We start from the raw sequence: 14,494 nt of genomic DNA on the forward strand, positions 1-14,494 counted from the left end.
CTACGCCAGCCCGATGGCCCCGGATAGCCAACACAGAGGTCCGCACCGGCGGGGCAGCGATGCATCAATGGCAGGATGTGGCTCGTGCCGAGCGCCCTGGATTCCGTCAGCAGGCGCGGTGTGCTCGTCGGGGCCGTGCTGGCGGTGCTCACCGTCTCCGCGGCCGCGTGCGGCTCCCCGCCACCGCCACCGGAACTCGACGAGCTGCGCGCCCAGATCGACCGGGCGCGGGCCGACAGCCGGCTGGCCACCGACGTCGCCGCCACCTCGTCCCGGCCGGTCGCCGCGGTGCTGGACGCCGTCGCCGGCGAGCGTTCCGCGCATGCACAGGCGCTTACCGATGAGCTCCTCCGGCTCGCCGGTGACGCAGCGGCCACCAGCACCGCGTCGACGAGCACGGCCGCACCGGCCACGCCACCGGTCATCGGCGATGTGGTCGCGGCGCTGCGCCGATCCGCCGAGAGCGCCACCGAACTGGCCACCGAGTGGTCCGGCTACCGCGCCGGCCTGATGGGTTCGATCGCGGCCTCCTGCACCGCGGCCTACCGGGTCGCGCTCGCCGGGACGGACCGGACGCCGTGACCTCCCCGGAGCCGACCACCGAGCCCGGGCCTGATCAGCCGCCCCGTCCGTCCGGCGCGGCGGACGGCGCGCTGTACGACGCCGTCGCCGTCGAACACGGGATCATCTACGGATACGGCCTGGTGTCGGCGCATTCGACGCCGGACGACAACTGGTTGGTCGCCACCTCGATCTCGATGCACCGGGAGCGGCGGGAGGCGGCCATCGCGATGCTGCAGGCGCGCGGCGTCGCCCCGCCGCTGCCGGCCGCCGGCTATGAGTTACCCCAGCCGGTCGAGAGCCCCGACGACGCTGCCCGGCTGGCCGTCCAGATGGAAGAGGACGCCGCGACCGCCTGGCGGGCGGTCGTCGAGCAGGCGAGCGCGTCGGAGGACCGCGCGTTCGGCGTGACAGCACTGACCCAGTCGGCCGTCGCCGCGGCGCAGTGGACGCAGATCCTCGGCGACCGACCCGTCACGGTGGCGTTCCCCGGCGGCAACGAGTAGCGGTCTCCTCGCCGGCCGCGTCAGCCCAGCGCGGAGGCGATCTCGGTGGCCGCCGCGTCGACGGCGACCTCGCTCTTCTCGCCGGTGAACCGGTTGCGCAGTTCCACCACGCCGTCGGCCCAGCCGCGGCCGACGACGACGATCCACGGCACCCCGAGCAGTTCGGCGTCCTTGAACTTCACCCCCGGCGAGGCCTGCCGGTCGTCGAGAAGCACCTCGATGCCGATGCGGTCCAGCTCGCCGGCCAGCTCCACTGCACCCTCGCGCGCCTGGGTGTCCTTATTGGCGATCACCACGTGCACGTCGAACGGTGCCACCTCTGCGGGCCACCGCAGCCCCAGGTCATCGTGCTGCTGCTCGGCGATCACCGCGACCAGCCGGGACACCCCGATACCGTAGGAACCCATGGTCAACCGCACCGGTTTGCCATCCTCGCCGAGCACGTCGGCGGTGAACGCATCGGTGTACTTGCGGCCGAGCTGGAAAATATGGCCGATCTCGATGCCGCGCGCGCTCACCAGCGGCCCGGCGCCGTCCGGCGACGGGTCTCCGTCACGCACCTCGGCCGCCTCGATGGTGCCGTCGCCGTGGAAGTCGCGGCCGGCGACCAGGTCCACGACGTGCCGGTGGGGGGCGTCGGCTCCGGTGATCCACGCCGTGCCGTCCACCACACGCGGATCGAGCAGATAGCGAACCCCGTTCTCGCGCAGGGCCTTCGGCCCCACGTAGCCCTTCACCAGGAACGGATGCTTGGCGAAGTCGGCGTCGTCGAGCAGGGCGTATTCCGCCGGGTCGAGCGCGGCGCCCAAACGCTTCTCGTCTACGTCGCGGTCACCGGGCACTCCGATGGCCAGCAGCTCCCAGTCCTCGCCGGGCTGACGCACCTTGAGCAGCACGTTCTTCAGCGTGTCGGCGGCGCTCACCTGACGACCGGCGAAACTCGGCAGGTCCGCGGAGTTCGCCCAGTCGACCAGCGTGGCGATGGTGGGCGCATCCGGGGTCTCGTGCACCACGGCCTCGGGTAGGCCGTCGACCGGCCGCGACTCGGGCACCCGGGTGATGACCGCCTCGACGTTGGCGGCGTAACCGGACTCCACACACCGCACGAAGGTGTCCTCGCCGATGTCGCTCTCGGCCAGGAACTCCTCGGACGCGCTGCCGCCCATCGCCCCGGACACCGCCGAGACGATCACATAGTCGACGCTCAGCCGCGAGAAGATCCGCTGGTAGGCCTCACGGTGTGCGTGATAGGCGGTCTTCAGGCCGTCCTCGTCGATGTCGAAGGAGTAGGAGTCCTTCATGACGAATTCGCGCCCGCGCAGGATGCCCGCCCGCGGCCGGGCCTCGTCGCGATACTTGGTCTGGATCTGGTAGAGCACGACCGGGAAGTCCTTGTACGACGAGTACTCCCCCTTGACCGTCAGGGTGAACAGCTCCTCGTGGGTCGGTCCGAGCAGATAGTCGTTCTGCTTGCGGTCCTTGAGGCGGAACAACCCGTCGCCGTACTCGGTCCAGCGGTTGGTGGTCTCGTACGGCGCGCGCGGGAGTAGCGCCGGGAACAGGATCTCCTGGCCGCCGATCGCATTCATCTCTTCGCGGATGACCTGTTCGATCTTGCGGAACACCCGCAGGCCGAGCGGCAGCCAGCTGTACAGGCCCGGCCCGATCGGCCGGATGTAGCCGGCACGGATGAGCAGCTTGTGGCTGGGCACCTCGGCGTCGGCGGGATCGTCGCGCAGCGTGCGCAGGAACAGCTCGGACATCCGGGTGATCACAGGCGACCACCTTAGCCGTCAGGCCGCAGCGCGCCGGTTGCGCCGGTGCACGACGCCGGCCGAGATCAGCGCCAGCGCCACCCCGGCCACCACCCACATCACCAGCACCACGATGTTGGGGGTCACGCCGTGGCCGCCCAGGTACACGATGCGCCGAATCGCCTCGGTCCCCGCGCCGTTGGGCAGCGCGCTGCTGATCGCCCGCCAGAACGGCGGCAGCAGTCCCGGTTGGTAGGCGCCGCCGGCCGATGGGTTGCCCAGGATCACGAAGATGATGACGGTCAGCCCGATGCCGAGCACGCCGAACAGGGTCTGCAACGCGATCGTGACGGTGGCGGCCGACAGGCTGACCAGCACGCCGATGCCGACGATCGACCAGAAGTGGCCGTCCATGGCGTGCAGCACCGGTTCGGCGATGACCGCACCGCCGATGCCGCTGGCCAGGGCATAGGGCAGCGTCGCCCCCGACCGCCACAGGGCGCGCTGGAAGTTCGCCGGCCGCGCGCCCTTGGCGATGCCGAGCATCGAGGCGAACAGGTAGCCGCCGACGGCCCAGCCGATCACGAGGTAGAAGCCCGACAGACCGCGGGCGTCGCCGGGTTGCAGCGGCACCTCGTCGGTGACCGTCACGGTGCGCTGCTGCTGGGCGGCGGCTTCGGAGAACAGCTGCTGGACCGCGGTGGCCACCGACGCGCCGCCGCCCGACGCGACCAACAGCGTGTCGTTGGGGCCCGACGGGTTGACCAGGTACACCGCCGAGGTGTCGCCCTGCCGCAGTTCGGTGCGCGCGGCGTCCTCGTCGGTGGTCGTGTGTGCGTCGACCGGCTCGCCGGCGATGCCGTTGAGGCGGTCGACGACCTGCTCAGCCATCTGGGGCGGGGCCAGCACCGTGACCGGGATGCGGTGGGCCGCGGGGGCATGGAAGGCGCCGATGTAGGACAGGATGAATCCGAACTGCAGGATCAGGACGCCGACGCCCAGGGCCAGGGTGCGGGGTGCGACGGCGTCGCGGAGGCGGTCGGCGATGGTCTCCGGCGCCTCGGGCGCCACGTGCTTGTTGCTCACGGGACTCCAGTGTCGTCTATGGCCTGGAACACACACGTACCGACCTGGTCAAAGGGCTAGAGTTCGCCTGCCTCGACGGCCTCTCTGGTGTGCTGGGCGACCGCGATGTCGCGCGCCGAGAAGCCGATGAACAGCGCGGCCGCGCCGACGAACACGGCGATCCCGGCCACCCACAGCAGCGCATAGGTGTAGCCCGCCCCCAGGGCGTCGAGCTGGGCCGGGTTCATGTTCTCGACTCCTCCGGTGGTCCCGCCGAGGTACAGCGTGCGAGAGGTCTGCACCGCCTGGATCGCGACCAGCATCAGCGGGCCGCCGAGGTTGAACACCATCAACGTGATCGACGACACCGGCCCGATCTCGCGGGCACCGACCCCGGCGATCGCGCACAGCGGCAACACGACCGAGATCACCCCGATGCCGAATCCCACGACCAGGATGGGCGCGAACAGGTCGGGGAAGTATCCGACGGTCCGGGTCAGTGTCGACCCGTAGAGCATGGCGCCCAGGACCAGCACGCCGGCACCGATCACCACCCAGCGCGGCGCGATTCTGGGCGCCAATCGCGTGGCGACGACGTTGCCCACCCCGAAACCGACGGCGAACGGCAGGAATCCGACCCCGGCCTGCAGCGCCGAGTAGCCCATCACGTCCTGTATGTAGAGACCCATCATCACCGAGATGGTGAGCATCACCCCGCCGGCCAGGAAGTAGGCCACCAGCGTGGCGACCCGGTTGCGGTCGTCGAAGATCGAGAACGGCACGATCGGATGCGCGGCGCGGCGCTCGACCGCCAGGAACGCCAGGAAGAACACCACCGCGGCGACGCCCGCGCCGATGACCAGTGGGTCGATCCAGCCTCGCGGGGGACCCTGGGTGAACACCAGTACCGCGGCCGTACAGCCGAGGGTGGCCAGCAGGGCGCCGACGACGTCGAGCTTGAGTCTTTCGTGATGCGTTTCGCGGATGCGGTACACCGCGATCACGATGATGACGATGCCGATCGGCACGTTGATCAGGAACGCCAGCCGCCAGGACACCACGGTGAAGGCGCCGCCGAGGATCAGCCCGAGCACCGACCCCGCGGCCTGCATGGCCGCCGACACCGCGAGCGCCCGGTTCCTGGCACCACCGATCGCGTAGGTGGTCGCGATCAGCGCGAGACCGGTCGGGGCGGCGACGGCCGCACCGGTGCCCTGCAGCGCGCGCGCCACCACGAGCGTCACGCCGTCGGTCGCCAGACCGCACACCAGTGATGCCAGCGTGAACACCCCGACCCCGGACAGGAATGCCCGCTTGTGGCCGATCGCGTCCCCGATCCGGCCGCCGAGCAGCAGTAACCCGCCGAACGCCAGCACGTATGCGGTGATCACCCAGCTCTTGGCAGCGTCGGACAGATCGAGATCGGCCTGCATCCGCGGTAGCGCGACGATCACGATCGTGCCGTCGAGCGTCGACATCAGCTGCATGCCGGTGATCGCCACGATCGCGATCCCCACCACCGACGTGGTCAGTGGCTGCGACGGCGACGACGACGCGGGGGTCGGTTCGCCGGTGCCGGAAGCGCCCGCCGCTGACATGGCTCATCACCCTACCCAGCGGCGCCGGCCCGCCGACTCAGCCCTGCGGCGCCACCGCGGCCGGGAAGTCGGCGCCGGCAGCGTTGTCTCGTTGGGCGGCGACTTCGGCGAGCCGGCTGTTCAGCGCCTCGGTCATCGCGGTGTAGGCGTCGGTGCCGAGGACGAGTCGGTGCGGCGGGGCCTCGGAGTCCGCGGCCCGGATGATCGCCGCGACTGCCCGCACCGGGTCGACCGACATCTCCTCGGTGCGCGTCGGTGTGCGGTCGGCCGGCCCGCCCACATAGGGCTCACTGAACGGGACCCGGGTGGCCGCATCGAAGAAGCCCGTCCGCACGATCCCCGGGGCGACGAGTGTGGTGCGGATGCCGAAGGGCGCCACCTCTTGGGCCAGCGCGTCGTAGAAGCCCTCGATGCCCCACTTGGTGGCGTGGTAGATCGAGAAGGCCGGAAACGTCATGTGTCCGCCCATGCTCGACATTTGCACCAGCAGCCCGCCACCCTGTTGGCGCAGGTGCGGCAGTGCCGCACGGGCCAGCTGAATGGATCCGGTCAGGTTGGTCGCGATGACATCGTCGATGTCGTGGTCAGTGAGATCCTCGGCGGTGCCGAACACCCCGTAGCCGGCGTTGGAGACCACCACGTCGATACGCCCCAGGGCGTCGAACGCCAGGCCGACCGCTGCCCGGATCGCTGCGGCGTCGGTGACGTCGAGCGTGCGGCGCCACAGCCGGGAACCGTGACGTGCCGCGAGGTCGTCGAGTTGTCCGGGATTGCGCAGGGTCGCTGCCACGCGATCGCCCCGGTCGAGCAGTTGTTCGACGAGTTCACGGCCCATGCCTCGCGATGCGCCGGTGACGAACCAGGTCTTGGTCATTCTGGATTCCTTTCTCGGAGGTACACCCGAGTCAACCGGCGGTTCGCGCCCCACAGTCCATGCGATTCATGACGGTTTCGGCGCATAGCCATACGATCTGCACATGGCTGAGGTGACGCTGGAAGGGCTGCGAGTCTGCCGGGAGGTGGCCCTGCTGGGATCTTTCACCGCCGCGGCGCGGTCCCTGGGGTATTCGCAGCCGGCGGTCTCGCGGCAGATCGCGGCGATGGAGGCCGCGCTCGGCTACCGGCTGTTCGCCCGGGAGGTGCGCGGCGTCAGCGTCACCCCGGCGGGCGCGGTGGTCGTCGAACACGCGGCCCGGATCATCGCGACGGCGGCCGCGCTGCACCACGATGTGGCGGCCCTGGGTGAGCGATTGGCCGGACGGGTGGCGGTCGGCGCGTTCCCGGCGGCCATGGCGGTGCTCGTCCCCCGCGCCGTCGCCCGGCTGGCGACCGACTATCCGGGGCTGGTGGTCGGGCTGACCGAGGCGTCCTCGCGCGTGCTGGTGCGCGACGTGCACGCCGGGCGGCTCGAGATCGCGGTGATCGCGGTCGGCGCCGGACTGCCCGACTACGACCTGAACGGTCTCAGCCAACACCGGATCTATGCCGGGGACATGTGCGTCGCGGTCCCCAGCGGGCACCGACTGGCCGGTGCCGGGCGGGTCGCGGTGCGCGAACTGGCCGGTGAGTCGTGGATCGCCGGGGCGGGGTCGGCGGGCGACCCGCAGTTCACCGCCTGGCCGACGCTGGCCGAGCCGCTGATCCGCTACCGCGTGGTGGGTTGGCCGGCCCGGCTGGGCCTGGTGGCGGCCGGCCTGGGTGTCTGTCTGATGCCCGAACTGGCTGCACAGTCGGTGCCCGAGGGCGTGCGGACCGTGCGGGTGGACGATCCGGCGTGGCCCGGCCGCATGTCGGTGGCGCTGACGCGGTCGGCGCCGGGTGAGGAATCACGCGCCGTCATCGACGCCCTGCGCGCAGTTGCCGACGAGCTGCGATCCTGACCTCAGAGCTCTCCGGCGTCGATCGCGTCTTTGACTTCCTGAGCGTGGGCGACCTGCTGACTGGTGTAGCCGATCAGCAGCGCCGCGCCGCCCACGAGCACCGCGACCGCGGCCACCCACAGCAGACCGTAGGTGTAGCCGGCGTCGAGCGCAGCGAGCTGGGTGCTGTCCATGTTCTTCACCGGGCCGGTGGTGCCGCCCAGGTACAGCGTGCGCGAGGTGATCACGGCCTGGATGATGGCCAGCACGACGGGTCCGCCGAGGTTCTGGAGCATCAGAGCGATCGCCGACACCGGACCGATCTGGTCGAAGCCGACACCGGCGATGGCCGAGATGGTCAGCGGCACCACGATCATGCCGATGCCCACACCACCGACGGTGATCGGCAGCACGAGGTTCGGGAAGTACGGGATCCCGCTGTTGAGCGTGGAGCCGTAGATCATCGCGCCCAGGACCAGCACGCCGCCACCGATCACCAACATCCGCGGCGGGAAGGTCGAGACCAACTGGGATGACAGCGCCAGGCCGACGCCCATCGCGATGACGAACGGGATGAACCCGATCCCGGCGCGCAGCGCGCTGTAGCCGAGGATGTCCTGGACGTACAGGCCGATCAGCACCGTCAGGGTGAACATCACGCCGCCGGCGAGGAAGATCGCCGAGAAGGTGGCCAGCCGGTTGCGGTCCTTGAACAGCTTGAACGGCACCACCGGGTTCGCCGCGGTGCGCTCGACGATGATGAACGCGATGCCGAAGACGGCCGCGGCCACGATGGAACCGATGGTCAGCGGCGACGCCCAGCCCTTCTCCGGCCCCATCGAGAAGCCGAAGACCGCGGCGGTACAGAGCAGGGTGGCCAGGATCGCGCCCGCGGCGTCGAGCTTCATCCGCTCCTTGCTGGTCTCGCGCAGGGTGGTCCGGGCGAGATAGATCATGATCAGGCCGATCGGCACGTTGACCAGGAACGCCCAGCGCCACGACACCTCGGTCAATGCGCCGCCGACGACCAGGCCCATCACCGATCCGACGCCGGTCATGGCGGCGAAAACAGCGGTGGCCGCATTGCGGGCCGGACCCTTGGGGAAGGTCGTCGCGACCAGCGCCAGGCCGGTCGGGGAGGCGATCGCCGCGCCGACGCCCTGCAGCAGCCGGGCGATCACCAGCGTCGCCTCGTTCCAGGCGATGCCGCACAGGATCGAGGCGATGACGAACAGCGCCACACCGGCGATGAAGGCGCGTTTGCGGCCGATCGTGTCTCCGAGGCGTCCGCCGAGCAGCATCAGCCCGCCGAACGTCAGGACGTAGGCGGTGATGACCCAGCTGCGGCCCGCGTCGGACAGACCGAGCTCGTCCTGGATGTGGGGTAGCGCCACGATCGCGATGGTGCTGTCCATGGTGGCGAGCAGCTGCATGCCGGCGATGGCGATCACCGCGGCGAAGAAACGCCTGGACGGAACCCAGGCCGGGGGCTTGGCGGTGCGCGGCACGGAGGTGCGCTCCACGCTCATCGGGCGGGCCCGTTTCGAGCCGCCCTCGGCGTCCCGGTACATGGCTGCGCGCTCGGCGTCGTTGAGAGCCGTCATAACGGGTTACCTTACAGTAATCTTAGGAACCCTTTATGTGGCGAAGCCCGCGACCGCCCCGATCACGATGATCGCGGGCGGTCTGATGCCCTCCGCACGGATCTTCTCCGCCGCGTCCCGTAGCGTCGCCCGCAAACTTCGCTGCGCCGGGGTCGTGCCGTGCTGCACCACCAGCACCGGCGTATCTGCTGGTCGGCCGCCTGCAATGAGGATTTCCGAGAACAGTTCGATCCGCTCGACCGCCATCAGCAACACGATGGTGCCCGAAAGCGCGGCCAACGCATCCCAATTCACTAACGATTCGGGGTGGTCGGGCGCAACATGGCCGCTGACCACCACGAATTCATGCGTCACGTGGCGGTGCGTGACGGGTACGCCGGCCAGCGCGGGCACCCCTATGGCACTGGTCACACCGGGTACGACGGTCACCGGGATGCCGGCGTCGGCGCACGCGATCACCTCTTCGTAGCCGCGCGCGAACACGAACGGATCGCCGCCCTTAAGGCGCACCACGAACTTGCCTGCCTTCGCTCGGTCGACGAGCAGTTCGTTGATCGCGTCCTGGGCCATCGCCCGGCCATAGGGGATCTTGGCGGCGTCGATCATCTCGACGTGCGGGCCCAGCTCGGCGAGCAGTTCCTGGGGCGCGAGCCGGTCGGCCACCACGACGTCGGCCAGGGCGAGCAGCCGCCTGCCACGGACGGTGATGAGTTCGGGGTCACCCGGACCACCACCGACCAGGGCCACACCGGTGGGCGCGGTGTCCGGGTCGTCGGCGGTGATGAGCCCGCCGGCCAGCGCCTCGTGGATCGCCGAGCGAATCGCCGCCGACCGGCGATGTTCGCCGCCGGCCAGCACGCCGACCGACAGGCCCTCGTAATCGAACGTCGCCGGGGTCACGGCGGTGCCTTCGCGGGCGATGTCGGCGCGGACACAGAAGATGTGCCGCCGCTCGGCTTCGGCCACGACGGCGGTGTTCACGTCGGGATCGTCGGTGGCGGCGACGGCGTACCAGGCGCCGTCGAGGTCGCCGGTCCGGAATTCGCGCAACGTCAGTGTGATTCCCGCCATGGCCTCCACCGCGGGCGTCGCCTCGCGGGCGATCACGTGCACGTCGGCGCCGTTGGCGACCAGAAGCGGCAGCCGGCGCTGCGCGACACTTCCCCCACCGACGAAGACGACCTTCTTGCCGGCCAGGCGCAGGCCGACGAGGTACGCGTTATCGGTCACCCGGCGAGCTTAGAGCGTGTGGCAGCCCCGACGAAGCGGGCGATCGCCTGCGGGTGAGCGGCCGGGTGGGTGTGCAGATATCCCGCATGCACACCGCGCCGCACCACCCCGTCGACCGCGGTCTGCCCGGACCGGCCCGAATAGTGCCATGCGCTGCGGTAGGTGTCGGTGAAAGTGACCGCGGTGCGGTGGAATTCGTGTCCGGTGACGCGTTCGCCCGCGGCGTGCAGCGACGATTCGGTCGCCGCGACGGCCTGCCGGTAGCCCAAGGTGAGACGTTCGGTGAACCGAGCTGATCCGGCCAGCGCCCCGCACATCGGATGCCCGTCGAGGTCGTCGACCAGGTAGGTCAGTCCGGCACACTCGGCGTGGATCGGCGCACCCGACGCCGCGAGCTCCCGGATCTGTTGACGGACAATGGCGTTGGCCGAGAGGTCGGCGGTGTGCTGTTCGGGGAATCCGCCGGGGATGACCAGCGCGGCGGTGTCTGCGGGCAGCGGATCGGTCAGCGGATCGAACTCGACGACCTCGGCGCCGGCCGCGCGCAGCAGTTCACCGTGTTCGGGATAGCCGAACGTGAACGCCTTACCGGCGGCGAGCGCCACGGTGACCGGTGGGCCGGCGGACTCGGTGAGCACCGGTTGCCAGGCGGGCACGCCGACGCGGGCTCCGGCGCTGCGCATGACGGCGTCGAGGTCGACGTGGCGGGCGACGAGGTCGGCCATCGCGGCGACCGCCTCTCGTGCGCGCAGGCCGTGTTCGGTGGCGGTGACCAGACCGAGGTGACGGGACGGCACCGTCAGTGCCTCAGTGCGCGGCACCGCACCGAGTACCGGTAGCCCGGCGTGTTCGCAAGCCTGGCGCAACACCTCCTCGTGCCGCGGTGAGCCGACGAGGTTGAGCACCACACCGGCGATGCGGGTCTGCGAATCGAAGCTCGAAAAGCCCTGCAGCAGTGCGGCCACGCTGTGGCTCTGCCCTCGCGCATCGACGACCAGGACCACCGGCGCGCCGAGCAGTGCCGCCACGTGCGCGGTGGAACCTGTTGCCGGGCCCGACATCTGCGCTTCGATGCGCCCGTCGAACAGGCCCATGACGCCTTCGACGACGGCGATGTCCGCACCGCCCGTCCCGTGCGCGTAGAGCGGACCGATGAGCTCCTCGCCGACGAGTACCGGATCGAGATTGCGGCCCGGCCGGCCGGTGGCCAGGCCGTGATAGCCGGGGTCGATGAAATCCGGTCCGACCTTGAACGGCGCCACGCGGTGACCGGCGTTGCGCAGCGCACCCATCAAACCCGTTGCGATCGTTGTCTTTCCGCTGCCCGACGACGGAGCGGCCAGGACGATGGCCGGTGTCACCACTCGATCCCCCGCTGGCCCTTGCGCCCCGCGTCCATCGGATGTTTGACCTTGGTCATCTCGGTGACCAGATCGGCGGCGTCGATCAGCCGTTGCGGCGCGTCGCGGCCGGTGATCACCACATGCTGGGTACCGGGGCGGGTGCGCAGCACCTCGACGACCTCGTCGACATCCACCCAACCCCATTTGAGCGGATAGGTGAACTCGTCGAGGACGTAGAAGTCGTGGCGCGCCTCGGTCAGCCGACGCGCGATCTCGGCCCACCCGTCGGCCGCCGCCTCAGCGTGATCGACGTCGTCGCCCCGCTTTCGGGTCCACGACCATCCCGAACCCATCTTGTGCCATTCGACGGGTCCGCCGACGCCGTGCTCACGGTGCACGCGGCCCAGCTCGCGCAGCGCGGTCTCCTCGCCGACCTTCCACTTCGCACTCTTGACGAACTGGAACACCGCGACGTCGAAACCGGAGTTCCACGCCCGCAACGCCATCCCGAACGCCGCGGTCGACTTACCCTTGCCGGGGCCGGTGTGCACGGCCAGCAACGGCGCGTTGCGGCGCGCCCGCGTGGTGAGCCCGTCGTCGGGCACGGTCAGCGGTTTGCCCTGGGGCACGATTACCTCCCTCAGGCCGCGCGATGTCCGGTGTCGGTCACCACGCGGGTCAGCTCGTCGGCGCGCAGCTGCGCCAGGCGCACCGCGGGCGCCCGCAGCGCAATGGCCAGGTCCTCGGCCAGGCCGAGCCGGACCGGGGAGGTCTCGCAGTCCACCACCACCGACGCGGCACCCTCGGCCAGCAGACGGGCGGCCGCGGCCCTGGTCCGGCCGAGCGGATCGGGCCCGCCGGTGGCGCGGCCGTCGGTCAGCACGACCACCAGGGTGCGCCGCGCTCGGTCGCGCGCCCGTTCCCGCACCACGACGTCGCGCGCGGCCAGCAGCCCCTCGGCGATCGGCGTCTTGCCACCGGTGTCGAACCGCGACAGTCGCCGGCTGGCGATGTGGACCGACGACGTCGGCGGCAGCAGTAGCCGCGCTTCGTGCTGACGGAAGGTGATGACGGCGACCTTGTCGCGGCGCTGGTAGGCGTCGCGCAACAGGGAGAGGGTGGCACCGCCGACCGCGGACATCCGGTCCCGCGCCGCCATCGAACCCGACGCGTCGACCACGAACACCACCAAATTGCCTTCCCGGCCTTCGCGTACGGCGCGGCGGACGTCTCCCGGACCCGGACGTGGCCGCCCGGGCGAATGCTGGTTGCCGGCCGCGGCCAGCAGGGTGCCGAAGACGTGCAGGCCTTGCCCGTCGCCGTCCGCGGTCGCCGACACGACGGTGCCGGTGCGGTTACGAGCCCGCGACCGCCGTCCCGGCGCACCCTCGCCGACGCCGGGCACCGTCAGCGCCCGGGTACGGAACGTGGCCGAGGGTGCCGCGTTGGAACGCGTCTGCGCTGACGAACTGCGTTGCGCACCAGCGGAGTTCGCGGACCCCTCGGAGGGTGAGTCCGATCCGCCGCCGGGTGGGTCCGGATCCGGCTCGGGGTCCCCGCCGCCGGAGGCCTCTGCGGACTCGCCCGCCTCGGCCATCGCCTCGTCGAGGCGCTGTTGATCCAGCCCGGGGTCGTCGAAGGGGTCGCGCCGACGCCGGTGCGGCAGCGCGAATTCGGCCGCCACCCGGATGTCCTCTTCGCCCACGGTGGCCGCACCGCGCCACGCCGCGTGGGCGACCGCGGTGCGTGCCACCACCAGATCGGCCCGCATACCGTCCACGTCGAACGCCGCGCACAGCGCTGCGATGCGTCGTAACTCGCTGTCGGGCAACACCACCGAGGCAACGGCCGCCCGGGCGGCGGCGACCCGCCGGGCCAGTTCGGAATCGGCTGCGGCGTAGCTTTCCGCGAATCCGGTCGGGTCGGCCTCGAACGCCATCCGCTGGCGGATCACCTCGACCCGCACGTCGACGTCGCGTGATGCCGCGACATCGACGGTCAGCCCGAAACGATCGAGCAACTGCGGCCGCAACTCCCCTTCCTCGGGGTTCATGGTGCCGATCAGGATGAAGCGGGCTTCGTGGGTGTGCGAGATCCCGTCGCGTTCCACATGCACCCGGCCCATCGCTGCGGCGTCGAGCAGCACGTCGACCAGATGGTCGTGCAGCAGATTGACCTCGTCGACGTAGAGCACGCCGCCGTGGGCGCGGGCCAGCAGGCCCGGCGAGAACGCATGTTCGCCGTCGCGGAGCACCTTCTGCAGATCCAGGGATCCCACGACGCGGTCCTCGGTGGCGCCGATCGGTAGTTCGACGAGTGCCCCTGAGTCGACCGCGCCCAGCACCTTCGCCAGAGCGCGCACCGCAGTGGATTTGGCGGTCCCCTTCTCCCCGCGGATGAGCACGCCGCCGATCTCGGGCCGCACCGCGCACAGCAGGAGCGCAAGCCGCAGCCGGTCCTGCCCGACGATCGCGGAGAACGGATACGTCGGTACGGGCATCAGTGCGCGCCTCCGGGGACAGGACGAAGCATCGGCACGTGCGGGATGCCGTCGTCGAGGAATTCGTCGCCGTCCCTGACGAATCCGTGCTGGGCGTACATCTCTTCGAGATAGGTCTGGGCGTCGATACGGCACGGATAGTCGCCGACGTCGGCCAGCGCGGCCTGCATCAGCCGAGTGGTGTGGCCGTGGCCGCGAGCGCTGCGCTTGGTGCAGACGCGGCCGATGCGGAACGCCTTCTGCCCGCCGGCATGTTCCTCCATGAGCCGCAGGGTGGAGATCACCTCGCCGTCAGGGCTCTCGAGCCAGAAGTGCCGCGTCTCGGCCAGGAGATCGCGGCCGTCGAGTTCCGGGTAGGGGCATGCCTGTTCGACCACGAACACCTCGACCCGCAGCTTCAGCAGCTCGTAGAGCGTCGCCGCGTCGAGATCCTTGGCCCAGCTGCGCCGCAGCGCGACCGTCATCGCCGACCCA

At 70.5% G+C, this 14,494-nt stretch carries 13 protein-coding genes; 3 read left to right on the forward strand and 10 right to left on the reverse strand.

Annotated features, from left to right (window positions below; translation table 11 throughout):
• The first annotated feature begins 75 nt into the window (after window positions 1-75).
• Window positions 76-582 (forward strand): hypothetical protein, encoded by a 507-nt coding sequence (locus ACN27E_RS08455; RefSeq protein WP_422748192.1) that lies wholly within the window; start codon window positions 76-78, stop codon window positions 580-582.
• A complete protein-coding gene (locus tag ACN27E_RS08460; RefSeq protein ID WP_422748194.1) occupies window positions 579-1,067 on the forward strand; it encodes a ferritin-like domain-containing protein in 489 nt (162 codons plus the stop codon). Before ACN27E_RS08455 ends, ACN27E_RS08460 begins: the two co-directional genes overlap by 4 nt.
• A 20-nt stretch (window positions 1,068-1,087) precedes the next feature.
• Here ACN27E_RS08460 and ACN27E_RS08465 read toward each other — a convergent pair whose 3' ends face one another.
• The 4 genes from ACN27E_RS08465 to ACN27E_RS08480 are packed head-to-tail and all read right to left on the reverse strand — an operon-like array spanning window position 1,088 to window position 6,358.
• Window positions 1,088-2,842 (reverse strand): proline--tRNA ligase, encoded by a 1,755-nt coding sequence (locus ACN27E_RS08465; RefSeq protein WP_422748196.1) that lies wholly within the window; start codon window positions 2,840-2,842, stop codon window positions 1,088-1,090.
• 18 nt (window positions 2,843-2,860) lie between these two features.
• The gene (locus ACN27E_RS08470) at window positions 2,861-3,907 is read right to left on the reverse strand and encodes an ABC transporter permease (protein ID WP_422748198.1); all 1,047 of its coding nucleotides are present in this window, start codon (window positions 3,905-3,907) and stop codon (window positions 2,861-2,863) included.
• 56 nt (window positions 3,908-3,963) lie between these two features.
• On the reverse strand, window positions 3,964-5,484 hold the full coding sequence (locus tag ACN27E_RS08475) for an MFS transporter (protein WP_422748200.1): 1,521 nt from the start codon (window positions 5,482-5,484) through the stop codon (window positions 3,964-3,966).
• Between the two features lie 37 nt (window positions 5,485-5,521).
• The gene (locus ACN27E_RS08480; protein WP_422748201.1) at window positions 5,522-6,358 is read right to left on the reverse strand and encodes an SDR family oxidoreductase; all 837 of its coding nucleotides are present in this window, start codon (window positions 6,356-6,358) and stop codon (window positions 5,522-5,524) included.
• Window positions 6,359-6,461: 103 nt separating this feature from the next.
• Between ACN27E_RS08480 and ACN27E_RS08485 the strand changes: the two genes are divergently transcribed.
• Complete coding sequence (locus ACN27E_RS08485) at window positions 6,462-7,364, forward strand: LysR family transcriptional regulator (RefSeq protein WP_422748202.1); 903 nt, start codon at window positions 6,462-6,464, stop codon at window positions 7,362-7,364.
• Window positions 7,365-7,366: 2 nt separating this feature from the next.
• On the opposite strand, the gene ACN27E_RS08490 is transcribed toward ACN27E_RS08485, so the two are convergent.
• From ACN27E_RS08490 to ACN27E_RS08515, 6 genes are all read right to left on the reverse strand, one after another.
• Window positions 7,367-8,872 carry an MFS transporter gene (locus ACN27E_RS08490; RefSeq protein ID WP_422749713.1) on the reverse strand — a complete coding sequence of 502 codons (1,506 nt, stop codon included), beginning with the start codon at window positions 8,870-8,872 and terminating at the stop codon, window positions 7,367-7,369.
• Window positions 8,873-8,980: 108 nt separating this feature from the next.
• Window positions 8,981-10,177 carry a uroporphyrinogen-III C-methyltransferase gene (cobA, locus tag ACN27E_RS08495; protein ID WP_422748204.1) on the reverse strand — a complete coding sequence of 399 codons (1,197 nt, stop codon included), beginning with the start codon at window positions 10,175-10,177 and terminating at the stop codon, window positions 8,981-8,983.
• On the reverse strand, window positions 10,174-11,541 hold the full coding sequence (locus ACN27E_RS08500; RefSeq protein ID WP_422748206.1) for a cobyrinate a,c-diamide synthase: 1,368 nt from the start codon (window positions 11,539-11,541) through the stop codon (window positions 10,174-10,176). The genes cobA and ACN27E_RS08500 overlap by 4 nt, the downstream gene beginning before the upstream one ends.
• Entirely contained in the window at window positions 11,535-12,149 is a 615-nt protein-coding gene (cobO, locus tag ACN27E_RS08505) for a cob(I)yrinic acid a,c-diamide adenosyltransferase (RefSeq protein ID WP_422748208.1), read from the reverse strand. Before cobO ends, ACN27E_RS08500 begins: the two co-directional genes overlap by 7 nt.
• An 11-nt stretch (window positions 12,150-12,160) precedes the next feature.
• The gene (locus ACN27E_RS08510) at window positions 12,161-14,020 is read right to left on the reverse strand and encodes a VWA domain-containing protein (RefSeq protein ID WP_422748210.1); all 1,860 of its coding nucleotides are present in this window, start codon (window positions 14,018-14,020) and stop codon (window positions 12,161-12,163) included.
• Window positions 14,020-14,484: a GNAT family N-acetyltransferase gene (locus ACN27E_RS08515; RefSeq protein WP_422748212.1), complete on the reverse strand. Its 465-nt coding sequence runs from the start codon at window positions 14,482-14,484 to the stop codon at window positions 14,020-14,022. The genes ACN27E_RS08510 and ACN27E_RS08515 overlap by 1 nt, the downstream gene beginning before the upstream one ends.
• Between the last annotated feature and the right edge of the window lie 10 nt (window positions 14,485-14,494).

The organism is Mycobacterium sp. WMMD1722 (genome assembly GCF_049315205.1).
GTDB lineage: Bacteria > Actinomycetota > Actinomycetes > Mycobacteriales > Mycobacteriaceae > Mycobacterium.